Here is a 25,000-nt window from a genome sequence, read left to right as displayed (position 1 = left end):
CTGGGAGCAGGTGCGCAGCGCTGTGTAAGCCCGCTGTACCGTGGGAGGGGCTTTAGCCGCGACAGGAAACACTTGCGGCTAGAGCGCAATGCCGCCCAGCCGCTTTTACAAAAGCAAAACCCCGCGACCGGCGACGGTGGCGGGGTTTCTTTTTTCAGCCGCTTATTTGAGGCTGTTTTTCAGCGTTTGCGCCGCCTGATCCATGGCGGAGCGTACCGCCGGTACTTCGGACACCACATTGAGCAGGCCGTAGTCGTGGATCATGCCGTTGTAGCGCACAGCGGTCACCGGCACACCGGCGGCGTTCAGGCGGCGAGCGTAGGCTTCGCCTTCGTCACGCAGCACGTCCATTTCGGCGGTCTGCACCAGTGCTGGTGGCAGGCCTTTGAGCTGCTCCAGGCTGGCACGCAGTGGCGAGGCATGGATCTCGTTACGCTGCTTCGGGTCGGTGGTGTAGTTGTCCCAGAACCATTCCATCATGCCGCGGGTCAGGAAGTGGCCTTCGGCGAACTGGTTGTAGGAACCGTTGTTGAAGTTGGCGTCGGTCACCGGCCACAGCAACACCTGAGCGCGCAGTTTCGGCGTACCGGCTTCCTTGGCCTTGATGGCCACCACGGCGGCCATGTTGCCGCCAACGCTGTTACCGGCTACGGCCAGGCGCGAGCCGTCGACACCGATCTGGCTGCCGTTATCGGCGACCCACTTCGTGGCGGCATAGGCCTGGTTGATCGCGGTCGGGTACTTGGCTTCCGGCGACGGCGTGTAGTCGACGTATATCGCGGCTGCGCCAGAACCTACTACCAAGTCACGGATCAGGCGTTCGTGGGTCGGATAATCACCCAGTACCCAGCCACCGCCGTGGAAGAACATGAAGCCCGGCAGAATGCCGCGAGCACCTTCGGGGCGCACCACCTTGAGGGTGAGCGACTGGCCATTCACCTGGATCACCTTGGTGTCCACGACGATGCCGGACAGGTCCACCTTGACACTGGCCTGAGCACCCACCAGTACGGCGCGGGCGTCTTTCGGCGAGAGGGTTTCCAGCGGCTGACCGCCACCGGCTGCCAGGGCATCGAGGAAACCCTGGGTATTGCGTTCCACGCCGGGGCCGCCAGCGGCGAAGCTGCTGTTGATGGCCAAGGCGAGCAGCCCGGCAGTCAGAGTGCGAGAAATGTTCATGGTCAAGCTCCTGTCGATCAGTTGGGCTGCTGGTTGTCAGTTCTGGTTGGTGCAAACGCTGGAGAGTTGTTCGTAGCTGAGAACTTCCACGTCACCCGCGCTGTTGCGGTAGGTCATCGTTGCCGTGACCACTTCGCACTGTGGGCTGTTGGGCGCGTCGATGGAAATCACCTTGGCGATATCCAGGTTCTGGCCGTAGCGGTAGGGCGTGGCCTCGGCACTGTGGGCGAGGCTGGTGAGCGACGCGCTGAGTGCGAGAGCGGTCAGGGCGGTGGCGAACAGGGTGCGGGCTTTCATGGTGGTTCTCCTCTTGGGTGCCGCGCTCGGGCGATGGCCACGAGCGCTGGCTGCCAGCTGTCAGACGATGGTCAGGGTGACGTCGATGTTGCCGCGGGTGGCGTTGGAGTACGGGCAGACGATGTGCGCGCGATCCACCAGGGTTTGTGCGGCTTCTTGGGCCAGGCCGGGCAGGCTGATGCGCAGTTCCACTTCGATGCCGAAGCCGGTGGGGATGGCGCCGATGCCGACGGTGCCTTCGATGAAGGTGTCAGCCGGGATGCTCAGCTTGTCACGGGCGGCGACGAATTTCAGGGCGCCGAGGAAACAGGCGGAATAGCCGGCAGCGAACAGTTGCTCCGGGTTGGTGCCATTACCGCCGGCGCCGCCGAGTTCTTTCGGGGTGGACAGGGCGATGTCGAGGATGCCGTCGGAGGAGACAGCGCGGCCTTCACGGCCACCAAAGGCTTCAGCAGTTGCGCGGTACAGAACGTTTTCGATAGTCATGGCATTGATCCTTGTCGGTGGGGTAGGGATGGATTGGTTTGCTAATCTTTTGTGCGCCAACCGTTTCCATGGAGCGAACTATATTGCGCAAAACATTAGTGCGCAAGATAAATTGATGGAAGATTTGGTTATAAGCGTTTATTTTTCAGGAATAAGTAGGCGCGGCAGGGGTTGCGGCCATGCTTTGCAGCAGATGTTGTAGGTGATTGGCCAGATTCAGAGCGAATCGAGGCTCAGGATGAGCCAGTGAGGGAGGTGTGAATAGGCGAGGGAGGCCGTTGAGCGCGGCGTGAACAGGGTTTCGCCTAGCAGTGGATAGCGAGAGCAGGCGATGGCTGGCATCGCCTGGGGTCAGAGGGCGTCTTGCAGGTGGCTACGCAGTTCGATCAGGTCCCCACGCAGCTTGCCCAGCTGTTCCATGTTCAACGCAGAAGCCTTGAGGATGCAGGCAGGCAATGCTTTGGCTTGTTCGTGCAGGGCGCGACCTTTGTCGGTCAGGTACAGCTGCACCACGCGCTCGTCCTGACTGCTGCGCTGGCGTTGCAGCAGGCCTTCGCTTTCCAGGCGCTTGAGTAGAGGCGTCAGCGAGCCGGGGTCGGTCAGCATGCGCGCGCTGATCTCACTGACGGTGATGCCCTCGTTTTCCCACAGCACCAGCATGGCCAGATACTGCGGATAGGTGAGACCGAGCGCCTGCAGCAGGGGCTTGTAGGTCTTGGTCATCATCAGCGAGGTGGAATAGAGGGCGAAGCACAGCTGGTTGTCCAGCATCAGCTCGGCGCAGGGTTCCACTTGGGAAGTCATGGCATTGGCCTGTGCAAAGGGGGTGGCAGTGATGCGGGGCAACCCGCACCACCGGTGACATCAGCCGCAGGATACGCGGGTGATCACTCGCTGATCGTCAACGTTGAGGTTAAGGCGCTGACCATTGTATTCCAAGGTCACCACGCTGTTTGGCGTGAGAATGCGAGCGGTGCTCGCTCCAGCTTGCTGGCGTGCCTGTTCGAGCAGTTCGGGTGTCGCGGTCTGGCCTTTGAAATGTTCGACAGCGGACGAGGTGCAGCTGTCCGGCGCAGGGCCGTTCGGCGCGGCTGCGGGGGCCGGTTTCTCAGTGGTGCTGCTGCAACCGGCTGCAAGCAGGGTGGCGCCTAGGATGAAGCAGAGACGAGTTTTGAAATTCAATGCATGAGCTCCTTGGGTTATTGCGCGCCTTCCAGGCGCGCCAGACGTTCTTCGAGGGCGGCGATGCGCGCATCGAGTTCGACCAGTCTATCTTCACTAGGTGCCGCAGCTTCCCCGCGAGCAGCAGGGCGGCTGGCCAGCAGGCTTTCCAGATCTGCAGATTCGCCCAGCAGATGCATGTAGCGATCCTCGCGCTGACCACTCTGGCGCGGCAGCAGTAGCGCCAGACCTCGACCGATCAGACGCTCCAGCTGATGCTGGACCTCCGCGACATCGTCGAAATCGTGCATGCGATTGCTGCGCGTGAGCAGCTCATTGAGCGTCTGCGGGCCGCGCAACAGCAGCAGGCCGAGCAGTACAGTCTGTGGTTTGACCAACTCCAGCTGCTTGTCGCAACGCTGTTCCCAGCGGTCGGCACGGCTACCCATCACCAGGTGCACCAGCTTGCGACCTTCCAGGCTGCGCAAGTAGCGCCCGATTTCACCGGTTTCCAGGTTCATCAAGGGTTCGCGACTGGTTTTCTGGTTGCAGGCCAGTTGCACGGCATTGAGCGTCAGCGGATAGGTTTCCGGCGTGGTCAGCTGCTTTTCGATCAGGCAGCCGAGGATGCGCACTTCGGCAGCGTGCAGCGGGGTTTCACCAACCAGCGGGGAAGGGGTGTGCGACATGGATCAATCCTGGCAGAAAGAACCCGTATAGGTTAACGGCATCCGCGCTCAGCTGACAGGCTTCAATGTATGTTCGAGCATGTCCAGGCTGGCGCCGAGCACCTGCTGACGCGATTCCTGGCTGGCCATCATGCGCGCCAGCAGCAGGCTGCCCAGGCATTGCGCGAGAATCGTCCAGGCCAGTTGCGGGTCACCGATGATCTCGGCCCAGGTGCTCTGCAACTGCAGGATCTGCTGCTCGGTACGCAGCCGGACGCGCTCATCGGCACGGGCGATCTCCGCACCCAGGGTCGGTAGTACACAGCCTTTGTCCGGCTGCTCGACATGCGCCAGGCTGAGATAGGCTGTCAGGCAGCGTTGCAGCTTGTCACGCCCGGCGTCACCCGGTTCGCCGCCAAGTCGGCTCAGGCTGTTGCGCAGCTCGCGTTCGATCAGCTCGACGAACAGGTCATCCTTGCTCGGGAAATGGCTGTAGAAGGCTGCGCCGGTTAGACCAATGGTCTTCATCAGCGCGTCCACGCCGGTCACGGCAAAACCTTGCTGCTTGGCAATAGCGCCGCTGCTGGCGAGCAGACGCTCGCGGGTTTCGGCCTTGTGTTCGGCGCAATAGCGCATGGATGACTCCGTTCTATGCTGGGTTGACCTGCCCGAGAGCATAGCATAACGTTCGTTCAGCTAACGACCGTTAGTTAATGGAGAAGGCCATGCACGAGAACAAGAAGGTCGCGTTGATCATTGGCGCCGGTGATGCCACCGGCGGCGCCATCGCCCGGCGTTTTGCCCGTGAGGGGTATGTCGCCTGCGTCACCCGGCGCAGCCTGGACAAGCTGCAGCCGCTGTTGGAGGAAATTCGCGGCGAAGGCGGTGAGGCGCACGGTTTTGCTTCCGATGCACGGCGCGAGGAGCAGGTGGCTGAACTGGTCGAGAGCATCGAGCGTGACATCGGGCCGATCGAGGTGATGGTGTTCAATATCGGCGCCAATGTGCCTTGCAGCATCCTCGATGAAACCGCACGCAAGTACTTCAAGATCTGGGAAATGGCCTGCTTCTCAGGCTTTCTCACCAGTCAGGCGGTGGCCAGGCGAATGGTCGCCCGTGGCCGTGGCACCATCCTGTTTACCGGCGCGACTGCGGGTCTGCGCGGCGCCGCCGGATTTGCCGCTTTCGCCGGGGCCAAGCACGGTATCCGGGCGCTGGCGCAGAGCATGGCGCGTGAGCTGGGGCCGTTGAATGTCCATGTCGCCCATGTGGTGGTCGATGGTGCCATCGATACCGCCTTCATCCGCGACAGCTTTCCCGAGCTCTACGCCAAGAAGGATCAGGATGGCATCCTCGATCCCGTGCACATTGCCGACAGCTATTGGTTTTTGCATGCACAGCCGCGCGACGCCTGGACGTTCGAGCTGGACCTGCGGCCGTGGATGGAGCGCTGGTAATCTGCGTTGAGCCCATAATCACAATAACGAGCGAGTGAAACGGATGAGCAAGACAGTAGAGTTCTTCTTCGACCTGGGCAGTCCGGCGTCCTACCTGGCCTATACCCAGCTGCCTGGTCTGTGTCGCGACGCAGACGCTGAACTGGTGTATCGACCCATGCTGCTCGGCGGCGTGTTCCAGGCCACTGGCAACGCCTCACCGGCGATGATTCCAGCCAAGGGCCGTTACATGATTCGCGACCTGGCGCGCTTTGCCGAGCGTTACGGCGTGCCGATGCGCTTCAATCCGCATTTTCCGATCAATACCCTGACGCCGATGCGCTTGCTGGTGGCGGTGCAATCGTATCAGCCGGAGCGTTTCGACGATGCCTTGCAGGCGCTGTTCCGGGCGATCTGGGTCGACGGGGTGAACATGGGGGATCCGGCCAAGGTGGCAGGCGTGCTGGTTGCCGCTGGTTTCGATGCGGCCGTTCTGCAGGCGCAGATCGCCGAACCGGCAGTGAAGGACGCGCTCAAGGCGACTACCGAGGAGGCGGTCAAGCGCGGCGTATTTGGCGCGCCAACCTGCTTTGTCGGCGGCGAGATGCTCTTCGGTCAGGATCGCCTGGACTTCGTTCGCGAAGCACTTCGTGGCTAGGTGCTTTTCGCCCAGGGCCTGATGCCTGGCACAATGGCCGGATCATTTTCCGGCCATTCGAGCAACCGATGAATCCCGAAGCGCTGAAACTCCTGGTGACTCGCCGCATGCCTTACGGCAAGTACAAGGATCGACTGATCGCCGATCTGCCGGGGCACTACCTCAACTGGTTCGCCCGCACGGGCTTTCCCAAGGGCGAGCTGGGCCAACTGCTCGCGCTGATGCAGGAGATCGATCACAACGGCCTCAAGCCGCTGCTCGATCCGTTGCGCGACCGTTCGTAGCCCGGAAGCAATCCGGGGACCATTTCCGATCTCTCCCGGATTCCATCCGGGCTACGACTCGTAGGGTGCGTCACGCGCACCGCCCCTGCACATTGCAAAAGTAGCCAGTGCGGACCATCGGTGCGCACGGCGCACCCTACGCCTGAGTTGGCCTCAATGCCAGCTGCGGCCGTGATCCAGCTTCTGGTCTACCAGCCATTTGCCATGAGCGATGGATGCGTGCTGGGCCTTGCTCAGGTCATCCATGAAGGCGTAATCCACCGGCAAGGTCTGGCGTTTGCTGGTGTTGCCGTCAGGATCGGTAATCTGGCAACCGCCGGCCCAGGGTGTCGGCAGGCCGGGGTGTTCCATGACACGGGCGTGGATGGTGTGGTCGCGGTGGGTGCAGGTAAGCGCGCTCATGAGGCCACCTCGTGGTTCAAGGTGCCGCCCTCGGTGTCGACGCTACACCGAGGTTCCAGCTGGGAGCCGGTGGCGGCGCCGCGTGGATGAGTGATGCGTCTGCCTCCAGACCTTAGCGCAAATGCTGGCGAACCGAATGTTGGCCGACAAACGTGCCACTTTTCTCGCGTTGTCGTAGGCGCTCACCCTGATTCTCGAAGCCCTGGGCATCGTGCGTACCAAGGGCATGCAGCCAGCATCGGTGCGCCCTAGGATATCTCGCGCACCCCGTCCGTGCCCCGTGTTTTGGGCGCGAAGCGGGCAGCCAGGCGCATCGACAGAGTGACCAGGCGTTGGTACAGCGCCGGCATGCTGCGTTGCATCCAGTCCAGGGCATGGGCATCGGCACCGATCAGAATGCGCCGTTTGTTGACCAGCACTCCATTTACGATGACCCTGGCCGCCTGCTCCGGCGTGGTGCGTAGCAGCTGGTCGTTGAATTGCTGACGTGCCTGTTCGGCGGCCTGACCGGTGACCTTGGCCAGGCTGTCGTTCATCCGCGCGGTCTTGGCGATGTTGGTGCGGATGCCGCCGGGGTGCACGCAACTGGCGGAAACGCCGCAGGCGGCCATGTCCAGTTCCTGACGAAGCGACTCGGTAAAGCCGCGCACGGCGAACTTGCTGGCGTTGTAGGCGCTCATGCCGGGCTGGGAGAACAGGCCGAAGACGCTGGACACGTTGACCACATGGCCCTGGCCCGCCGCCTTGAGGTACGGCAGAAAGGCTTTGGTACCGTTGACTACGCCCCAGAAGTTGATGCTCATGATCCATTCGTAATCGGCGTAGGCGTTGCCTTCCACGGTGCCGCCCTGAGCCACGCCGGCATTGTTGAAGATGGCGTTGACTCGGCCGAACTCGCTGACGATCTGCTCGGCCCAGGCCTCGACGGCAGCACGGTCGGCAACGTCGACCTGCTGCTGGCTGACGCTGACGCCGAGCTTGCGCGCCTGTTCGGCGGTTTCCTTGAGGCCCTCGACGTTGATGTCGGACAGCGCCAGGTGGCAACCCTGGCGCGCCAGGTGACAGGCGAGGGCACGGCCGATACCTGAGCTGGCGCCGGTGATGGCGGCTACTTTGTTCTCGAAGGATTTCATGCGTTGACCTCCTGCGCATCGAGGGTGATGGCACTGCTCTGCGCCGGGTGAGCGGCGTGCTGGCGGCTGAAGTGGTAGGCATGCGGATCGAAGTGGCGGGTCAGCATGCGATAGCGCCAGGTGAAACCTGGCCATACCGTGCAGTTGCGCCCGCTGACCGGATGCAGGTACCAGCTCATGCAGCCGCCGGCATTCCATACGGTGCTGCCGAGGGTGCCCTGGATCTTGCGGTTGAAGGCGTCCTGCGCCTCGCGCTTGGGCTCCAGACTCTGCAGTTGGCCCTCTTCGAGTTGCCTGAGGGCGCCGAGCACATAGGTGATCTGCGACTCGATCATGTAAACCATGGAGTTGTGGCCCAGGCCGGTGTTCGGGCCCATGAGGAAGAACAGATTGGGAAAGCCGGCAGTCATGGTGCCCTTGTAGGCTTCCGGGCCCTCGGGCCAGGTGTCGAGCAGGTCTACATCTCCACGGCCGAACACCGTGTCGCGTGGTAGCGGGTCGCTCGGGGTGAAGCCGGTGCCGAAGATGATGGCATCGACTTCGCGCTCCTGGCCGTCGACGCTGCGCACGCCGCTGGGCAGGATTTCGGCGATACCGTCGGTGATCACCTCGACGTTGGCCTGAGTCAGCGCCGGGTAGTAATCGTTGGAGATCAGAACGCGCTTGCAGCCCATGGTGTAGTCCGGGGTGACCTTGGCGCGCAGCAGCGGGTCCTTGATCTGCTTCTTGATATACAGCTTGGCGATACCCTGGGCCATGCGCAGCAGGCGCGGGGCGAAGGCGAAGGCGATCACCCGGCTTTCGAGAATGCCGTACAGCGCGCCGCGCCAGAGCTTCTGCGCCAGCGGGAAGCGCTTGAAGCGCATGCGCTCGCCATCGCGGATGGCACGATCGGGCTTGGGCATGATCCACGGCGCGGTGCGCTGGTAAAGATCGAGCCGCGCGACCTGCTTCTGGATCTGCGGCACGAACTGGATGGCCGATGCGCCAGTGCCGATTACCGCCACGCGCTTGCCGGTCAGGTCATAGTTGTGGTTCCACTGTTGCGAGTGGAAGATCTCGCCAGTGAAATGCTCCAGACCCTTGAGCTTGGGAATCGAGGGCGTCGACAGGGCGCCCATGCCGGAGACCACGAATTGCGCGCTGTACTGGTTGCCGGCGCGGTCCTGCAGATGCCATAGCTCGGCGTGCTCATCCCAGCGCATCTGCCTCACTTCTGTGTCCAGCAGGGTCTTGTCCTGCAGGCGGTACTTCTCCCAGCAACCTTCCAGGTACGCCTTGATTTCCGGCTGCCTGGCGAACATTCGCGTCCAGTTCGGGTTGGGCTCGAAGGAGAAGGAATATAGATGCGATTGCACGTCGCAGCCGCAGCCCGGGTAGCTGTTGACGCGCCAGGTGCCGCCGACACCTGCTTCCTTTTCGAACAGCAGGAAGTCCTGCTCGCCCTGTTGCTTGAGACGAATGGCCATACCGAGGCCGGAGAAGCCGCTGCCGAGGATGGCGATCTTGCATCGGCGGACAGCGCTAGGGGGTGACACGGGCGCATTCATGACCGAACTCCTGCTTGTCGTTCTTGTTGGTGTCTACATCCGTACGTCAAGAGGCTTCAGCTGCTGAAACCGAGGCGCTCGCGCCAGCGATTTTCCAGCGTGTCGGTGTCGTGATCCCTGGGGTGGAAGCCTGGGCGGTAGTAGTCCAGATACGGACCGAGCAGCCTGGTGAAGAAGCCATTACGCGGGCCGAACAGCTTCTTCAGGCCGAAGCCCCAACTGCGCCAGTTGAACAGTTGCCCGTCCTTGCGCAGCAGGTGAATCTGGAACCAGCCGATCACGCCGAGGAACATCAGGGTGGTCAGCATCATCACCAGCGTACGGGTGAAGTAGCCGCCGTAGACCTTCTGGTAGACGTCGTAGCACACGGCCTTGTGCTCGTTTTCCTCGATGGCGTGCCACATCCACAGTTGATAGAGCTTCGGGTCGTTCATCTGGGTGGTGAGGTCCTCACGGTTGAGTAACTGCTCGGCCATGGTCGCGGTGAAGTGCTCAAGGGCGCAGGTCGCTGCCAGGCGTTGCTTCTTGGTGCTGAAGCGGGTCGTCCATTCGAGCAATACCTTGATGCGCAGCTCGAGGCGCTCCAGGTCGATATCGTGCTCGTTGGCGTAGTCGTTATAGGCCGCATGCTCCTTGGAGTGCATGGCCTCCTGACCGATGAAGGCGCTTATGTCTTTTTTCAGCTGCGGCTCGCTGACCTGGTCGCGTACGGCGCGCACGCTGTCGACGAAGAACTTCTCACCGTAGGGGAACAGCGACGACAGGTTGTTCATGAAATGGCTCATGAACGGGTCGTCGTAGAACCAGTATTTCGGTGTATCGCTGAAACTGAAGTCCATGCGACGCACCGGAAAGCTGGATTTGGTCTGGGGGAGTGGAGTACTGGCGCTCATCGTTCGAGTCCTCTTCTGGGGCGTTGGTGCTCCCGATTGTTGTGCGGCTTGGGCTGGCAGCACTCGGTGCCGAAGGTGGTTAATCTCGACAGACCAACTGTGTCATTGAACGATTTAACTATCGGGCGTGCGGGGGCTGAGCGCCGCCAACTTAAGACGGGTCTGATGGGCAGATATCAGGGGGAAGAGTGCGCAACCCGCAGCGCCAGAAACGGCGGATTGCGCTGACGGCGGGGCTTACGGCGTGTTACGGCGCAGCTCGGCCACTTCGCTGCGCAGTGCGCGCAGCTCGTCGAGAATCGCCTGTGCGCGAGCTACTGTGGCTTGCTCCTCGGCATCTGGCTCGTGGGTGCTCTGCATCGCGTTGACGATAACGGCGATGAACAGGTTGAGCATCATGAATGTCGCGACGAGGATATAGGGCACGAAGAACAGCCAAGCCAGCGGATATTCTTCCATCACCGGGCGCACGATGCCCATCGACCAGCTTTCCAGGGTCATCACCTGGAACAGGGTATACAGGCTGGCGCCGATGTTACCGAACCATTCGGGGAAGCTTTCACCGAACAGCTGGGTGGCCATTACCGCGGCGACGTAGAACACCAACCCCATCAGCATGACGATGCTACCCATGCCAGGCAGTGAAGCGAGCAGTGCCTGCACTACCTTGCGCATGCTCGGATTGATCGACACCAGTCGCAGTACCCGTAGCACGCGCAAGGCACGCAGAACGGCGAAGGGGCCGCTGGCCGGTACCAGGGCAATGCCGACCACCAGGCAATCGAATACGGCCCAGGGATCGCGCAGCAGGCCGATGCCGCGCGCGACGAAGCGCAGCGCCAACTCGATGACGAAGCAGGCGAGGATGAAGGTATCGAGGATCAGCAGTGGCGCGCCCCAGTCGGCCATGATCGACGGTGAGGTCTGCAGGCCGAGAATGACGGCATTGATGATGATCAGCAGGGTGATCAGGCGTTGTACGGGCGTGCCGTCGATGACTGCGCCCAGGCGCTGGCGCCAATCGCTGGATGGATTCAGTTCGAGTTCGTGCATGGGAGTCTGGTCAAGGTAATCGGTGATGCCGGGCATTGCCCGGCTTAATCAACAACCCACTTCCGGGTGGCAGGTGCTTCGGCTCAATGATTGTCGAGCGCGAAGGCCGTCAGCGTGAAGGTGGGGATGCCGGCGTCCTGCAGTTTCTGCGAGCCGCCCAGCTCAGGCAGGTCGATGATCGCGGCGGCCTCGAAGACCGCTGCGCGCATGCGTCGCACCAGGTTGGCAGCAGCGATCAGGGTGCCGCCGGTGGCGATCAGGTCATCGAAGATCAGCACTGAATCGCCTTCACAGAGACTGTCGCTGTGCACTTCGAGGAAGGCTTCGCCATATTCGGTCTGGTAGCCCTCACTGAGCACGTCGGCCGGCAGTTTGCCCTGCTTGCGAAACAGCACCAGAGGTTTGTTGAGTTCGTAGGCGATGATCGAGCCGATCAGGAAGCCGCGCGCGTCCATGGCACCGATATGGCTGAACTCGGCTTCCACGTAACGCTGGATGAAACTGTCTGCGACCATGCGCAGGGCGCGCGGCGACTGGAACAGTGGGGTGATGTCGCGAAAGATGACGCCCGGCTTGGGGAAGTCCGGTACCGGGCGGATCAGGGTCTTGATGCTGAATTCGTCGAAGATCATCGTGGGTCCTAATGCGTTGAGCCCGCGAATACCTTGCGAACTCAAACGTCGAGATTACCGCCAGCCAGAGCACACAGCTCGATCGGGTCGAGAATGTGTACTTCCTTGCCTTCGGCTTCGAGCAGCTTGTTCTGTTGGAAGCGGGTAAATACGCGAGACACCGTCTCTACCGCAAGGCCCAAATAGTTACCAATTTCGTTGCGCGACATGGCCAGACGGAACTGGTTGGCCGAGAAGCCGCGTGCGCGGAAGCGGGCGGAGAGATTGACCAGGAAGGTGGCGATGCGTTCGTCGGCGGTTTTCTTCGACAGCAACAGCATCATCTGCTGATCGTCGCGGATTTCACGGCTCATGATACGCATCAGCTGGCGGCGCAGCTGTGGTAGCTGCAGGGCCAGGTCGTCGAGACGTTCGAAGGGAATTTCGCAAACCGAAGTGGTTTCCAGCGCCTGCGCGGAAACCGGATAGCGCTCGCCGTCGACGCCAGACAGGCCGACCAGCTCGCTGGGCAGGTGGAAGCCGGTGATCTGCTCCTCACCGCCATCGCTCAGGCTGAAGGTCTTCAGCGCCCCGGAGCGTACGGCGAACACGGAGCCGAAGGTATCACCCTGGCGGAACAGGAATTCGCCCTTCTTCAGCGGGCGGCCGCGTTTGACGATGTCGTCGAGCGCGTCCATGTCCTCCATGTTCAACGAAATGGGCAGGCACAAGGCAGCCAGGCTGCAATCCTTGCAATGGGCTTGATGCTGCTTGTGCAGCTTGATGCTCTCGGACATCGTCGGGCTTCCCAGATATACACGCAATGTCCGTAAGGGTACCGCAGGGCTTGGGTGGCGGCCAGTCATATAAGGGCTGACCGAGCGCTCAAGTTTAGCCACAGGGTGCCGATTCAGACTGTAGAACCATAGTCCAACGCAGGGAGCAGCGCGATGCGCATACCATCAAGTGGGCCGCTGAGTAATCTTGCCCAGGGTGTTCAGCGACAATTTATCGCAGTCGAGCGGACTCCCGAGGAAGTGCGCGAGGGGCTCCGTGTGAGTCTGTCCGAGTTAGGCAAGAGCATGTCGGCCAAGTCCGACAAGAACGAGGACATCGATAACAGCGATCTACCCAAAGCGATCAAGGACCTGCTCAAGATGATCCGCGAGTTGCGTGCGCAGATCGTCGAGAAGCAGGCGCAGGTCGAGGCGATCATGAGCGATCAGAGCCTCGATGCGGAAACAAAGCGCCAGCAGCTTGAAGGGCTGCAAACCGAGCTGGCGTCGCTCAATAGTGCATTGACCGCGGCCAATGCCAACCTGATCAAGCTGATGCGCGAGAACGACCTGTCGAGTGAGCAGATGCAAACTGCTGCCATGCTGGCGATGGGTTGATCCGGCAGCCGGTGACGGAGTTCGTCACCGGCGCTGGCTGCTCGTGTTCAGATCACCCGGGAGAAACGCTGGCGTACCTGATCGTTGAGATATCGGTCGAACAGCATACACAGCGAGCGCACCAGCAGGCGCCCGGCCGGGCGCACCTGAATCTCTTCTGCACCCAGCTCGATCAAACCGTCGCGGTCGAGTTGCTGAAGTTCAGGCCAAAGTGCCGCGAAGTAGTCGCGGAACACCACGGCATGGGCCTGTTCGATGTCAGCGAAACGCAGCTCGAAGTGGCAGATCAGCTGCTGAATGACGGCTCGGCGCAGACGGTCGTCAGCATTGCAGTGCAAGCCGCGGCGCGTCGCCAGCTGGCCGTTGCCCAGGGTCTGCTGATAGGCGGCGATATCGCTGTCGTTCTGGCTGTACAGATCGCCGATCTGGCTGATGGCAGAAACGCCCAGGCCGATCAGATCGCAGTGGCCGTGGGTGGTATAGCCCTGGAAGTTACGCTGCAACGTGCCTTCTTCCTGGGCGATGGCCAATTCGTCGTCGGGCAGGGCGAAGTGGTCCATGCCGATGTAACGATACCCGGCGCGTGTCAGTTGTTCGATGCTGCTCTGCAGCATGGCCAGCTTGCCTGCTGGGCTCGGCAGGTCGTCGGAGCTGATGCGGCGTTGCGGCATGAAACGTTCCGGCAGGTGCGCGTAGTTGAACAGCGACAGGCGATCCGGTTGCAGGGCGATGACCTCGGCCACGGTGCGGGCGAAGCGCTCTGGCGTCTGCTTGGGCAGGCCGTAGATCAGGTCGATGTTCACCGAGCGGAACTGTAGGGTACGCGCTGCCTCGACGATGGCGCGGGTTTCTTCCAGGGTCTGCAGGCGGTTGACCGCGCGCTGCACCTCGGGGTCGAGATCCTGCACGCCGATGCTGACGCGATTGAAACCCAGTTCACGCAGCAGGCCCATGGTCGACCAGTCGGCCTCGCGTGGGTCGATCTCGATGCTGTAATCGCCGGAGTCGTCATCAAGCAGGTTGAAGTGCTGGCGCAAGTGCTGCATCAGCCGCCGCAGCTCGTCGTGACTGAGGAAGGTCGGCGTGCCACCACCGAAATGCAGCTGTTCGATTGGCTGGTTGCGATCGATGTGGCGGCTGATGATCTCGATTTCCCGCTCGAGTTTTTCCAGATAGGGCAGGGCACGGCCGCGGTCCTTGGTGATGACCTTGTTGCAGGCGCAGTAGTAGCAGATGTGCGCGCAGAACGGCACGTGCACGTAGAGCGACAGCGGGCGCTGTGCCTTGCGGCTGTCGCGCAGCGCATGCAGCAGATCGAACGGGCCGATATCGTCGTGAAACTGTACGGCGGTCGGGTAAGAGGTATAGCGCGGGCCGGCGAGATCGTAGCGGCGGATCAGGTCGGCATCCCACTGGATGGCTTCGAGCATGGGAAATAATCCTGGACAGGCTGTGCGGCCAGTCTAGGGATGCGCCTGGGCGGTGGCCTTGACCTGAATCAAAGGCGCGTTGAGCGCCGCAGGGGTTGTTGCTGCGTAGTCCGGATGCAAACCGGGGATGTTGGATATCTTGCTCCCGGATTACATCCGGGCTACGTCTGCTCGTGCTTATGCTTGCCGCTGCTCTAGTGCCCCATCAGCCAGTGCTGGTGGGGGCCGGGCAGGGTCCAGATGCCGAACAGAATGACCAGCAGGCCGCCAGCCAAGCGCACGCCGCGCTTGCGCAGCAGGGTGGTGATGCGCTCGGCAGCCAGCCCGGTGGTCAGCAGCACCGGCCAGGTGCCCAAGCCGAACGCCAGCATCAGCAGGGCGCTGTTGACTGCGTTGCCCTGGCTGGACGCCCACAGCAGGGTGCTGTAGACCAGCCCGCACGGTAGCCAGCCCCACAATCCACCTAGAACCAGGGCGCGCGGCAGGCTGCTGACCGGCATCACGCGCCGTGTCAGCGGCTGGATATACCGCCACAGGCCGCGGCCCAGTGCTTCGATACGTGTCAGCCCGCTCCACCAGCCGGCCAGATAAAGACCCATGGCAATCAGCAGCAAGGCAGCCATTGTGCGCATCGCCACTTCGGCTTTGCTGCCGGCAATGGCCCAGCCGGCCAGGCCCAGGAGCAAGCCTGCAAGGCTGTAGCTGAGAATGCGCCCGAGGTTGTAAGCCAGCAGCAGTTGCAGACGCCGGCCGCGTTGCTCGGGCGGAATCGCCAGAGTCAGCGCGCCCATCAAGCCGCCGCACATGCCGAGGCAATGGCCGCCGCCGAGCAGGCCGAGAATCAGTGCAGACACCAGCAGTGGTGCCAGCTCAAGCATCAGGTTTGTCCTGCTTGCCGTGTTCTTCGGCCTGCTCGACGCCAGCCTTATGCAGCGGATCTTCATCGTCGAACAGAATGCTGTGCGCTGGGCCGTCGAGATCGTCGTACTGACCGCTGTCCACCGCCCAGAAGAACAGCCAGATGGCGAAGCCGACCAGGCCGATGGCAACGGGGATCAGGATATAGAGGGCGGACATGCGGTCTCCATGGTGGCATCTGAGTAGGAGTGAGCTCTGCCCGAGAACCGCTTCTTCGCGAGCAGCGTTCGCTCCTACGTGTTCGGGGTGCTGCTGAGGCGCAGGGCGTTGAGCACCACCAGCAGCGAGCTCAGGGACATGCCCACGGCTGCCCAGATCGGTGTGATCCAGCCCAGAGCGGCGAAGGGCAGTACCAGACCATTGTACAGCGTCGCCCAGGCAAGGTTCTCGATGATGATGCGGCGCGTGCGCTTGGCCAGTTTCAGGCCATCGATCAGGCTGCTCAGACGGTTCGACAGCAACACGGCGTCGGCGCTGGTTTTCGCCAGGTCGGACGCCGAACCCATGGCCACGCTGATATCGGCAGCGGCCAATACCGGTACGTCGTTGACGCCATCGCCGAGCATCAGCACGCGACGCCCTTCGCCGTGCAACTGCTTGAGCACGGCTAGCTTGGCATCCGGGGTCAGGCCACCACGGGCATCCTCGATGCCCAGTTGGCGCGCGACTTCGCCCACCATCGGCGAGCTGTCGCCAGAGAGCAGATGGATATGCCAGCCTCGGGCGCGGGCGGCGGCGATCAGTTGCGGGGCATCGTCACGCAGGCGGTCGTCGAGGACAAACCAGGCCAGCGGCCCCTGTTCATCGCCCAGCAGCAGCCATTGGCCGTGCTCGCTGGCAATCGGTGGTACGACCTGACCGCTCAGGGCGCAGACGAAGCTGGCCTCGCCAATGCGCAGCAGGCGGTCATCGACCAGGCCCTGCAGGCCCTGTCCCGGATGACTATCGACGGATTGCGCAGCGCGAGGTGCCTGGCTGAACGCGCGAGCGATGGGGTGTTCCGAGCGGTTCTCCAGTGCGGCGGCCAGGGCCAGGCACGTGCCCTCGTCGAGATCACGCAGCGGATGGATCGCCTTGAGCGTCAGGCGGCCTTCAGTCAGCGTGCCGGTCTTGTCCAGCACCAGGGTGTCGATCTGGTTGAGGCCTTCGAGCACATGACCACGGGTCAGCAGCATGCCCAGCTTGTGCAGGGTGCCGGTGGCGGTGGTCAGGGCGGTCGGTGTGGCCAGGGCCAGGGCGCAGGGGCAGGTGGCCACGAGCAGGGCGAGCACGACCCAGAAGGCGCGGCTGGAGTCGATCTGCCACCAGGCAAGGCCGACCACGGCGGCAGCTACCAGGATAAACAGCAGGAACCATTGCGAAACGCGGTCGGCGATTTCTGCCAGGCGCGGTTTTTCGCTCTGTGCTCGGTCCAGCAGGCGCACGATGGCGGACAGGCGAGTGGCATCACCGAGTGCCTGCACCTCGACGGTCAACGGACCTTCGACATTCAGCGTGCCGGCGATGACGCTGTCGCCGATACCGCGCGGCAGTGGCAGGTACTCGCCGGTAAGCAGCGATTCATCGACACTGGATTGGCCGACGAGGATGCGCCCGTCGGCGGGAATCAGCGAGCCGGGCTGGACCAGCACCTGCTCACCTTCTCGTAATTCGCTGAGCAGGATGCGCTGGCTCTGGCCATCTGCATCCAGGCGCAGGCAGGAGGCCGGCAACAGCTTGACCAGTTGCGCGGTAGCGGCGGCTGTGCGTTCTCGCGCACGGCGCTCGAGGTAGCGCCCGGCGAGCAGAAACAGCGCGAACATGCCGACTGCGTCGAAATACAGCTCGCCCTGGCCGGTGACGGTCGACCAGATACCGGCGACGTAGGCACCGCCGATGGCCAGCGAGACCGAGACGTCCATGGTCAGGTGGCGGGTGCGCAAGTCGCGCAGGGCGCCGCGGAAGAACTGGCCGCAGCAATAGAAGACGATGGGCGTGGTGAGGAACAGGCTGGTCCAGCGCAGGATCTTGTCCAGCTCTGGTGACAGGTCGATGTTGAATTCCGGCCAGGTGGCCATGGTCGCCATCATCACCTGCATCCACAGCAGTCCGGCCACGCCCAGCTCGCGCATGCGCCGGCGGTTCTCTGCGGCCATGCGCTCGGCGGCCTCGTCGGCGCGCCAGGGGTGGGCGGCGTAACCGATGCGGCGCAGTTCGGCAAGCAGCTTGCTCAGGGCGATCTGGCTGTCCTGCCAGCGCACCTGCAGGCGGTGGTTGGACAGGTTCAGGTGCGCTTCGGCCACACCCGCTACGCCGCGCAGGTGCTTCTCGATCAGCCAGCCGCAGGCGGCGCAGCTGATGCCTTCGATCAGCAACTGGGTTTCGCTCAGTTCGCCCTCGTGCTGGACGAAGGGCTGCTGTACATCGCTGCGGTCATACAGCGCCAGTTCGTCCGGCAGGGCGGCGGGCAGTGCCTGTGGGTTGGCCGCGTTCTCGCTGCGATGGCTGTAGTAATGCTCCAGGCCGCCAGCGACGATGGCTTCGGCCACGGCCTGGCAGCCGGGGCAGCACATTTCACGGGTCTGGCCGAGCACCTCGGCACGAAACTGGCTGCCGGCGGGAACCGGCAGGCCACAGTGATAGCAGGGAATAGGGGCGGGCATTGGCTGGGTCAGTAGGAGGGATTGTCACCGATCATGATGGTCTGGCCACCGGTGATGTTCTCTTCCTCGAAAAGGCGCCAGTTCTGGCTACCTTCCTGGCCGAGCAGTTCGACGAAGCGACGACCGCTGACCTCGTCGACCATCTGTCCACGGTACTGACCGTCAGCCGCCGGTTGCAGGATCACGCGGCGGTCGCGCTCCGGCTGGGTCGGCGAGATCAGGTTGAGAACGATCTGCTGCGGCTTGCTGTTGCCTTCCAGCGACAGCGTGGCGACGCCTGTGGTGTTGTCCAGCACCAGCTCGCCATGCAATTGCAGGCGCTCGGCCAATTTCTCGCGCTCCAGCGACTGGTTGATGCCCTTGCCGACATCGTAATAGTCGTCGGAGATCAGCCCTGGCGGGTTCTTGGTGGCGATGGTGAGCAGGGTCAGGCCCTGCACCACCGAGTAGCCCAGCAGGAACAGGATGAACCAGGGCCAGAACTGCTTGTACCAGGGTTTGACTGGCGATGGGGTTTGCTCGGTCATGCGTTTTCCATTGTCAGCGGACACTTGGGCCGATGAAGCGGCTGTCGGCGTCGTTCTTGATACTGGGGTCATCCGCGGATTGTACGTGGAAGACGATATTGTTGGCGCTCGACGGCAGCTTCTCCGGTGCGATGGACAGCTCGACCGGGAAGGAATACACCTCGCCAGCCAGGGCCCGCACTTCGCGCTTGCCTTCGTAGACCAGGCCGTCGAGGCCGTCGGCGCTGATCACGTAGGTCATGTCGCGCTGCGCCTTGTTCATGATCTTGAGGGTATAGACGTTCTCGATATGGCCGCGCTCGTTCTCACGGAACAGCACGCGGTCCTTGAGCACATCCAGCTCCACCAGCGGGCGATTGGCCACTGCCCAGGCGAACAGGCCGATCATGGCGACCAGCGCGACAGCGTATCCGATCAGGCGTGGGCGCAGCAGGTGGGTCTTGCGCCCGGACAGGTTATGTTCAGTGGTGTAGCTGATCAGTCCCTTGGGATAGTTCATCTTGTCCATGATGTCGTCGCAGGCATCGATGCAGGCGGCGCAGCCGATGCATTCGATCTGCAGGCCATCGCGGATGTCGATGCCGGTAGGGCAGACCTGGACGCACATCTTGCAATCGATGCAGTCGCCGAGGCCCTGCGCCTTGTAATCAGCGTCCTTCTTGCGAGGGCCGCGTGATTCGCCACGGCGCGGGTCGTAGGAGACGATCAGGGTGTCCTGGTCGAACATCACGCTCTGGAAGCGCGCATAGGGGCACATGTAGATGCACACCTGCTCGCGCAGGTAGCCGGCGTTGCCGTAGGTGGCGAGGGTGAAGAAGCCGATCCAGAAATAGGCCCAGCCGCTGGCTTCACCGGTGAAGATCTCGATGACCAGTTCGCGAATAGGCGTGAAGTAGCCGACGAAGGTGATGGCGGTCAGCAGCGACACGCCCACCCAGATGCCGTGCTTGGCCAGCTTGCGTCCCAGTTTCTTGCCGCTCAGGGGTTGCTTGTCCAGCTTCATGCGCTGGTTGCGGTCACCTTCGGTGACCTTCTCCGCCCACATGAATACCCAGGTGAACACGCTCTGCGGACAGGTGTAGCCGCACCAGACGCGACCGGCGAAAACGGTTATGAAGAACAGGCCGAAGGCGCAGATGATCAGCAGCCAGGACAGCAGCATGAAATCCTGCGGCCAGTAGCTGGCGCCGAAAATATGGAATTTGCGTTCGGGGAGGTTCCACCAGACCGCTTGGCGGCCGTTCCAACTCAGCCAGACGGTGCCGAAGAACAGCAGGAAGAGCAGGGCGCCGCCAGCGAGTCGCAGATTACGAAACAGGCCAGTGAACGCGCGGGTATAGATCTTCTCGCGGCTGGCGTAGAGATCGACGCTGGCATTCTTGGCAGAGGGAGGGGTGACGTCCTGTACGGGAATCTGTTCGCTCATCAATGCATACCACGGCGGTTGGTTGGCAGCCCGGGCCGATACGTGCCGGTCAGGGTCAATTCACGGTAGCTATATGGTACGCCTGAAAGACAACGCCCGGGTGCGACCAGCGGTCGCGACCCGGGCGTTCATTGACCCTTGTCAAAAGAGTCGTTTGTGCTTACTGCTCTTGTGCCTTGTGCGACAGGCTGTACACGTAGGCAGCCAGCAGGTGCACCTTGTCATTGCCGAGGAATTCTTCCTGAGCCGGCATGTTGCCGTGACGACCGTAGCGGATGCTCTGCTGCAGTTGTGCGTAGCTGCTGCCATAGATGAACGCTGCCGGGTTGGTCAGGTTTGGCGCGCCGAGGGCGTGCATACCGGTACCAGCCGGAGTGTGGCAGGCCGAGCAGACGGTGGCGAAAACCTGCTTGCCGGCTTCAATATCGGCTTCTACGCCTTCCGGCAGCTTGCGGCCGCCGAGTTCGGTGAGTACGTAGGCGGCGACGTTGCGCACGCCGTCTTCACCGATAACCGGACCCTGTGCAGGCATCATGCCCTGACGACCCTTGAGCAGGGTGGTCTTGATGGTTTCCGGCTCGCCGCCCCAGCGCCATTCGTTGTCTGTCAGGTTGGGGAAGCCGTAGCTGCCCTTGGCGTCAGAACCGTGGCACACGGAGCAGTTGGAGGCGAACAGGCGGCCACCCATTTTCAGGGCTTGCGCGTCCTTGGCCACTTCCTCGATCGGCATGGCAGCGTACTTGGCGAACAGCGGGCCGTATTGCTCATCGGCACGCGCCATTTCCTTTTCCCACTGGTGTACACCGGTCCAGCCGGAGTGACGCATGGAACCGTCAGCGATCTGCACGCCAGCAGCGAAAGGCGTTTCCTTTTCGCTGTCGACGTAGTCGTAGCCGGGCAGCAGGCCCTTGAAGTTACCCAGGCCTGGGTACAGGGCCAGGTAGCCGAGGGCGAAGATGATGGTGGCGACGAACAGCATGAACCACCACTTCGGCAGCGGGTTGTCATACTCCTCGATGCCGTCGAAGCTGTGGCCGACGGTTTCTTCGGTGGTTTCCTGGCGCTGGCCCTTGCGGGTGCCGAAGATCAGCCAGGTCAGGGCGAAGATGGTGCCCAGAGACAGAATGGTTACGTACCAACTCCAGAACGTGGTCATTGGTTATTGCTCCTGGAAGAGTCTTGATCGCGCTTGGACTCGGGCTTGGGATCGTCGGCGAAGGGCAGGTTGGCTGCTTCGTCGAAGCTCGATTTGCGTTTGCTGCTGTAGGCCCAGAGCACCACGCCGATGAAGGCGATGAAGACCACCGCCGTACCGATGCCGCGAATCATCCCGATGTCCATAGCGTCTTACCGTTTGTTCTTGATGGAAGTGCCGAGAACCTGCAGGTACGCGATCAGCGCGTCCATCTCGGTATTGCCTTTCACGGCATCACGAGCACCGGCGATATCTTCGTCGGTGTAGGGAATGCCGAAGCCACGCATGACTTCCATCTTCTTGGCGGTGTCGCGACCGTCGAGCTTGTTCTCCACCAGCCACGGGTAAGCGGGCATCTTCGACTCAGGCACGACGTTGCGCGGGTTATACAGGTGGGCGCGATGCCACTCGTCCGAGTAGCGGCCGCCGACGCGAGCCAGGTCCGGGCCGGTGCGCTTGGAGCCCCACAGGAACGGGTGATCCCAGACGCTTTCACCAGCGACGGAGTAGTGGCCGTAACGCTCGGTCTCGGCGCGGAACGGACGGATCATCTGCGAGTGGCAGCCAACGCAGCCTTCACGGATGTAGATATCGCGACCTTCCAGTTGCATCGCGGTGTAGGGCTTGAGGCCTTCCACCGGCTCATTGGTGACGTCCTGGAAGAACAGTGGGACGATCTGGGTCAGGCCGCCGATGCTGACGGCAATCACCATCAGCAGCGCCATCAGGCCGATATTCTTCTCGATGATTTCGTGTTTCATCAGTGAGCTACTCCGGCGGGAATCTGCGCAGCCGCTTCGTATTCAGCCGGCTTGGCGGCACGCACGGTGCGGAAGGTGTTGTAGGCCATCAGCAGCATGCCTGCGACGAAGAAGGCGCCGCCGATCATGCGTACGACATAGCCCGCATGGCTGGCCTCCAGCGCTTCGACGAAGGAGTAGGTGAGGGTGCCGTCCTCGTTGACTGCGCGCCACATCAGGCCCTGGGTGATGCCGTTGACCCACATCGAGGCGATGTACAGCACGGTACCGATGGTGGCCAGCCAGAAGTGGGTGTTGATCAGGGCGATGCTGTGCATCTGCTCGCGACCGAAGACTTTCGGGATCAGGTGATACAGCGAGCCGATGGAGATCATCGCTACCCAGCCGAGGGCGCCAGCGTGCACGTGGCCGATGGTCCAGTCGGTGTAGTGGGACAGGGCGTTGACGGTCTTGATGGCCATCATCGGGCCTTCGAAGGTGCTCATGCCGTAGAAGGCCAGAGACACCACCAGAAAGCGCAGGATCGGGTCGGTGCGCAGCTTATGCCAGGCGCCGGACAGGCTCATCATGCCGTTGATCATGCCGCCCCAGCTTGGTGCCAGCAGGATGACCGACATGGCCATACCCAGGGACTGTGCCCAGTCCGGCAGGGCGGTGTAGTGCAGGTGGTGCGGGCCGGCCCAGATGTACAGGGTGATCAGCGCCCAGAAGTGCACGATGGACAGGCGATACGAATAGATCGGACGCTCGGCCTGCTTGGGCACGAAGTAGTACATCATGCCCAGGAAGCCGGTGGTCAGGAAGAAGCCCACGGCGTTGTGGCCGTACCACCACTGGATCATCGCGTCGGTCGCGCCGGCATAGGCCGAGTACGACTTGAACAGGCTTACCGGCATGGCGGCGCTGTTGACGATGTGCAGCATCGCGGTCACGAGGATGAACGCACCGAAGAACCAGTTGCCCACATAAATGTGCTTGGTCTTGCGCTTGACGATGGTGCCGAAGAACACCAACAGATAGGTGATCCAGACGATGCCCAGGAGGACGTCGACCGGCCACTCGAGCTCGGCGTATTCCTTGGAGCTGGTGTAGCCCATCGGCAGGGTGATCACCGCCAGGACGATGACCGCCTGCCAGCCCCAGAAGGTGAAGGCAGCCAGACCGTCGGAGATCAGGCGCGTCTGGCAGGTGCGCTGGACCACGTAATACGAAGTCGCAAACAGTGCGCATCCGCCAAAGGCGAAGATCACCGCGTTGGTGTGCAGTGGGCGCAGACGGCCGAAGCTTGTCCACGGCAGGTTTAGGTTGAGTTCCGGCCACACGAGTTGTGCGGCGATGAACACGCCTAGACCCATGCCAATGACCCCCCAGATCACCGTCATAATGGCGAACTGGCGGACCACCTTATAGTTATAAGCAGTCTGACTGATTGCTGTGCTCATGCTAGGGGTTCCACGGTTAATGGAGTTTTATGGGGCAAAAATCGGCGGCAAGTATGTAGAAAGCAAGTAGCCATTGCAACGTAACGTGCCGACGCGAATAGGGTTTCAGAGCCTTTCGCGAGCCGTTCACGACGGCCTCGGAAACAGCTCTGGCGGCTTTTGGCGCAACCAGTTTGCGCAGCGCTAAGAAAGGATCGCCTTAGAGTTGTGGCAAATGGCGACTGAAAGGCAGCTTAGCCCAGATCAAGTAGATTGCAGGGCTATTGGTCGGCAGGTGCGACACTGGGTCGCATATTTATAAGGAGGGGCCGGCGACCGTGATTCGGTCGCCGGTAAAGTGGAGGGGTTACTTGTTTTCGCCCTGGCTCAGCTTGAGCACGTAGGCGGCCAGCAGGTGAGCCTTGTCATTGCCGAGGAAGTCACCCTGGGCAGGCATGTTGCCGCTGCGACCATAACGAATGGTCTGCTGCAGTTGGGCGAAGCTGCTGCCGTAGATGAAAGCACTGGGCTGAGTCAGGTCCGGCGCACCCATCACGGCCATACCGGTACCGGCCTGGGTGTGGCAGGCGGAGCAGAGCGTGGTGAAGATCTGCTTGCCGGCGGCGACGTCGGCCTGCGCATCTGCCGGCAACTCGCGACCGCCCAGCTCGGTGAGGACGTAGGCGGCGACATTGCGTACGCCATCTTCGCCGATCATCGGGCCTTGTGCCGGCATTACGCCCATGCGGCCATGCAGGATCGTGGTCTTGATGGTCTCCGGCTCGCCGCCCCAGCGCCAGTTGCTGTCGGCCAGGTTGGGGAAGCCATAGCTACCTTTGGCGTCGGAGCCATGGCAGACCGAGCAGTTGGAGGCGAACAGACGTCCACCCATCTTCAGTGCACGCTCGTCCTTGGCGACTTCCTCGATGGGCATGGCGGCGTACTTGGCGAAGATCGGGCCGTACAGCTCGTCGGCACGATCCATTTCGCGCTGCCACTGGTTGACCTGGGTCCAGCCATCCTCGTAGCCCGGCAGCAGGCCCTTGAAGTTGCCCAGGCCCGGGTAAAGCAGCAGGTAACCAACGGAAAACACCAGTGTGCCGAGGAACAGCATGAACCACCACTTGGGCAGTGGGTTGTCATACTCCTCGATGCCATCGAAGGAGTGTCCCATGGTCTGCTCGGTCGGGTTCTTGTGCACTTCGCTCTTGCGGGTGGCGAAGATCAGCCAGAACAGCGCGACCAGCGAGCCCACGGTCAGCAGGGTGATGTACCAGCTCCAGAAGGTGGTCATGCTTGGGTCCTCGAAACGGCGGGCTTGGGCTCATCAGCGAAGGGCAGGTTGGCCGCTTCGGCGAAGGCGTCGCGGCGTTTGCCGCTGTAGGCCCAGAGGGTGACGGCGGTGAAGGCGATCAGTACCAGCGCGGTGCCTAGGCCGCGCAGGGTGCCGATATCGATTAGCTCGAACATGGCGC

At 62.2% G+C, this 25,000-nt stretch carries 30 protein-coding genes; 4 read left to right on the top strand and 26 right to left on the bottom strand.

All coding sequences use genetic code 11. From position 1 onward, the window contains the following. Positions 1-162 precede the first annotated feature (162 nt). The 7 genes from H3221_RS21285 to H3221_RS21255 form a co-directional block, all read right to left on the bottom strand. Positions 163-1,179, bottom strand: coding sequence for an alpha/beta hydrolase (locus H3221_RS21285; RefSeq protein ID WP_196477233.1), 1,017 nt, complete (start codon positions 1,177-1,179; stop codon positions 163-165). A 36-nt stretch (positions 1,180-1,215) separates the two neighbouring features. Beyond that, entirely contained in the window at positions 1,216-1,476 is a 261-nt protein-coding gene (locus H3221_RS21280) for a DUF2790 domain-containing protein (RefSeq protein WP_224490721.1), read from the bottom strand. A 60-nt stretch (positions 1,477-1,536) separates the two neighbouring features. Further along, entirely contained in the window at positions 1,537-1,962 is a 426-nt protein-coding gene (locus H3221_RS21275; RefSeq protein ID WP_224490719.1) for an organic hydroperoxide resistance protein, read from the bottom strand. Positions 1,963-2,313: 351 nt separating this feature from the next. After that, complete coding sequence (locus tag H3221_RS21270; RefSeq protein WP_160018292.1) at positions 2,314-2,766, bottom strand: MarR family winged helix-turn-helix transcriptional regulator; 453 nt, start codon at positions 2,764-2,766, stop codon at positions 2,314-2,316. A gap of 60 nt (positions 2,767-2,826) precedes the next feature. Next, positions 2,827-3,144 carry an I78 family peptidase inhibitor gene (locus H3221_RS21265; RefSeq protein WP_196476096.1) on the bottom strand — a complete coding sequence of 106 codons (318 nt, stop codon included), beginning with the start codon at positions 3,142-3,144 and terminating at the stop codon, positions 2,827-2,829. Between the two features lie 17 nt (positions 3,145-3,161). Next, positions 3,162-3,812 carry a YceH family protein gene (locus tag H3221_RS21260; RefSeq protein ID WP_196476095.1) on the bottom strand — a complete coding sequence of 217 codons (651 nt, stop codon included), beginning with the start codon at positions 3,810-3,812 and terminating at the stop codon, positions 3,162-3,164. 48 nt (positions 3,813-3,860) lie between these two features. Further along, on the bottom strand, positions 3,861-4,427 hold the full coding sequence (locus H3221_RS21255) for a TetR/AcrR family transcriptional regulator (protein ID WP_192985036.1): 567 nt from the start codon (positions 4,425-4,427) through the stop codon (positions 3,861-3,863). An 89-nt stretch (positions 4,428-4,516) separates the two neighbouring features. Here H3221_RS21255 and H3221_RS21250 point away from each other — a divergent pair, with 89 nt between their 5' ends. From H3221_RS21250 to H3221_RS21240, 3 genes are all read left to right on the top strand, one after another. Further along, positions 4,517-5,248, top strand: a complete 732-nt coding sequence (locus H3221_RS21250; RefSeq protein WP_196476094.1) for an SDR family oxidoreductase — start codon at positions 4,517-4,519, stop codon at positions 5,246-5,248. Between the two features lie 43 nt (positions 5,249-5,291). Continuing rightward, positions 5,292-5,885 carry a 2-hydroxychromene-2-carboxylate isomerase gene (locus H3221_RS21245; protein ID WP_196476093.1) on the top strand — a complete coding sequence of 198 codons (594 nt, stop codon included), beginning with the start codon at positions 5,292-5,294 and terminating at the stop codon, positions 5,883-5,885. Between the two features lie 68 nt (positions 5,886-5,953). Beyond that, positions 5,954-6,169: a DUF3820 family protein gene (locus tag H3221_RS21240; RefSeq protein WP_003243834.1), complete on the top strand. Its 216-nt coding sequence runs from the start codon at positions 5,954-5,956 to the stop codon at positions 6,167-6,169. Positions 6,170-6,322: 153 nt separating this feature from the next. Here the strand turns inward: H3221_RS21240 and H3221_RS21235 are convergent, their stop codons facing one another. The 7 genes from H3221_RS21235 to fnr all read right to left on the bottom strand — a co-directional run bounded on the left by H3221_RS21235 (position 6,323) and on the right by fnr (position 12,608). Beyond that, positions 6,323-6,571: a hypothetical protein gene (locus H3221_RS21235; RefSeq protein WP_196476092.1), complete on the bottom strand. Its 249-nt coding sequence runs from the start codon at positions 6,569-6,571 to the stop codon at positions 6,323-6,325. Between the two features lie 248 nt (positions 6,572-6,819). Further along, positions 6,820-7,704, bottom strand: a complete 885-nt coding sequence (locus H3221_RS21230; protein WP_196476091.1) for an SDR family NAD(P)-dependent oxidoreductase — start codon at positions 7,702-7,704, stop codon at positions 6,820-6,822. After that, on the bottom strand, positions 7,701-9,254 hold the full coding sequence (locus H3221_RS21225) for a flavin-containing monooxygenase (protein ID WP_196476090.1): 1,554 nt from the start codon (positions 9,252-9,254) through the stop codon (positions 7,701-7,703). The genes H3221_RS21230 and H3221_RS21225 overlap by 4 nt, the downstream gene beginning before the upstream one ends. A 56-nt stretch (positions 9,255-9,310) precedes the next feature. Further along, positions 9,311-10,147 carry a metal-dependent hydrolase gene (locus tag H3221_RS21220; protein WP_196476089.1) on the bottom strand — a complete coding sequence of 279 codons (837 nt, stop codon included), beginning with the start codon at positions 10,145-10,147 and terminating at the stop codon, positions 9,311-9,313. 237 nt (positions 10,148-10,384) lie between these two features. Next, positions 10,385-11,200: an ion transporter gene (locus H3221_RS21215; protein ID WP_196476088.1), complete on the bottom strand. Its 816-nt coding sequence runs from the start codon at positions 11,198-11,200 to the stop codon at positions 10,385-10,387. An 83-nt stretch (positions 11,201-11,283) separates the two neighbouring features. After that, positions 11,284-11,832 carry an adenine phosphoribosyltransferase gene (locus H3221_RS21210; protein WP_196476087.1) on the bottom strand — a complete coding sequence of 183 codons (549 nt, stop codon included), beginning with the start codon at positions 11,830-11,832 and terminating at the stop codon, positions 11,284-11,286. A gap of 41 nt (positions 11,833-11,873) precedes the next feature. After that, complete coding sequence (gene fnr, locus H3221_RS21205; protein ID WP_061239107.1) at positions 11,874-12,608, bottom strand: fumarate/nitrate reduction transcriptional regulator Fnr; 735 nt, start codon at positions 12,606-12,608, stop codon at positions 11,874-11,876. Between the two features lie 153 nt (positions 12,609-12,761). On the opposite strand from fnr, the gene H3221_RS21200 reads away from it, so the two are divergent. Beyond that, positions 12,762-13,205, top strand: a complete 444-nt coding sequence (locus H3221_RS21200) for a hypothetical protein (RefSeq protein ID WP_196476086.1) — start codon at positions 12,762-12,764, stop codon at positions 13,203-13,205. Between the two features lie 47 nt (positions 13,206-13,252). Here the strand turns inward: H3221_RS21200 and hemN are convergent, their stop codons facing one another. The 12 genes from hemN to H3221_RS21140 all read right to left on the bottom strand — a co-directional run bounded on the left by hemN (position 13,253) and on the right by H3221_RS21140 (position 24,995). After that, positions 13,253-14,635: an oxygen-independent coproporphyrinogen III oxidase gene (hemN, locus tag H3221_RS21195; RefSeq protein WP_196476085.1), complete on the bottom strand. Its 1,383-nt coding sequence runs from the start codon at positions 14,633-14,635 to the stop codon at positions 13,253-13,255. 194 nt (positions 14,636-14,829) lie between these two features. Further along, a complete protein-coding gene (locus H3221_RS21190; protein ID WP_196476084.1) occupies positions 14,830-15,513 on the bottom strand; it encodes a sulfite exporter TauE/SafE family protein in 684 nt (227 codons plus the stop codon). Beyond that, positions 15,506-15,712 carry a cbb3-type cytochrome oxidase assembly protein CcoS gene (gene ccoS / locus H3221_RS21185; RefSeq protein WP_196476083.1) on the bottom strand — a complete coding sequence of 69 codons (207 nt, stop codon included), beginning with the start codon at positions 15,710-15,712 and terminating at the stop codon, positions 15,506-15,508. Before ccoS ends, H3221_RS21190 begins: the two co-directional genes overlap by 8 nt. 74 nt (positions 15,713-15,786) lie before the next feature. After that, a complete protein-coding gene (locus H3221_RS21180; protein ID WP_196476082.1) occupies positions 15,787-18,195 on the bottom strand; it encodes a heavy metal translocating P-type ATPase in 2,409 nt (802 codons plus the stop codon). Positions 18,196-18,203: 8 nt separating this feature from the next. Continuing rightward, entirely contained in the window at positions 18,204-18,722 is a 519-nt protein-coding gene (locus H3221_RS21175) for a FixH family protein (RefSeq protein WP_196476081.1), read from the bottom strand. Between the two features lie 13 nt (positions 18,723-18,735). Further along, positions 18,736-20,148 (bottom strand): cytochrome c oxidase accessory protein CcoG, encoded by a 1,413-nt coding sequence (gene ccoG, locus H3221_RS21170; RefSeq protein WP_192985058.1) that lies wholly within the window; start codon positions 20,146-20,148, stop codon positions 18,736-18,738. A 160-nt stretch (positions 20,149-20,308) separates the two neighbouring features. Then, on the bottom strand, positions 20,309-21,304 hold the full coding sequence (ccoP, locus tag H3221_RS21165; RefSeq protein WP_196476080.1) for a cytochrome-c oxidase, cbb3-type subunit III: 996 nt from the start codon (positions 21,302-21,304) through the stop codon (positions 20,309-20,311). Then, on the bottom strand, positions 21,301-21,489 hold the full coding sequence (locus tag H3221_RS21160; RefSeq protein ID WP_017677205.1) for a CcoQ/FixQ family Cbb3-type cytochrome c oxidase assembly chaperone: 189 nt from the start codon (positions 21,487-21,489) through the stop codon (positions 21,301-21,303). The genes ccoP (H3221_RS21165) and H3221_RS21160 overlap by 4 nt, the downstream gene beginning before the upstream one ends. A 6-nt stretch (positions 21,490-21,495) precedes the next feature. Continuing rightward, positions 21,496-22,104 (bottom strand): cytochrome-c oxidase, cbb3-type subunit II, encoded by a 609-nt coding sequence (ccoO, locus tag H3221_RS21155; RefSeq protein ID WP_017677204.1) that lies wholly within the window; start codon positions 22,102-22,104, stop codon positions 21,496-21,498. Further along, entirely contained in the window at positions 22,104-23,546 is a 1,443-nt protein-coding gene (gene ccoN, locus H3221_RS21150; RefSeq protein WP_017677203.1) for a cytochrome-c oxidase, cbb3-type subunit I, read from the bottom strand. The genes ccoO and ccoN overlap by 1 nt, the downstream gene beginning before the upstream one ends. A 346-nt stretch (positions 23,547-23,892) precedes the next feature. After that, positions 23,893-24,819, bottom strand: coding sequence for a cytochrome-c oxidase, cbb3-type subunit III (gene ccoP / locus H3221_RS21145; RefSeq protein WP_196476079.1), 927 nt, complete (start codon positions 24,817-24,819; stop codon positions 23,893-23,895). After that, entirely contained in the window at positions 24,816-24,995 is a 180-nt protein-coding gene (locus tag H3221_RS21140) for a CcoQ/FixQ family Cbb3-type cytochrome c oxidase assembly chaperone (protein WP_017677201.1), read from the bottom strand. Before H3221_RS21140 ends, ccoP (H3221_RS21145) begins: the two co-directional genes overlap by 4 nt. Between the last annotated feature and the right edge of the window lie 5 nt (positions 24,996-25,000).

Source organism: Pseudomonas chaetocerotis (genome assembly GCF_015712105.2).
In the GTDB taxonomy this organism is placed as follows: Bacteria; Pseudomonadota; Gammaproteobacteria; order Pseudomonadales; family Pseudomonadaceae; genus Aquipseudomonas; species Aquipseudomonas chaetocerotis.
The sequence above is the reverse complement of the archived record's forward strand: the minus strand, read 5'-3'. Positions and strand labels throughout refer to the sequence as shown.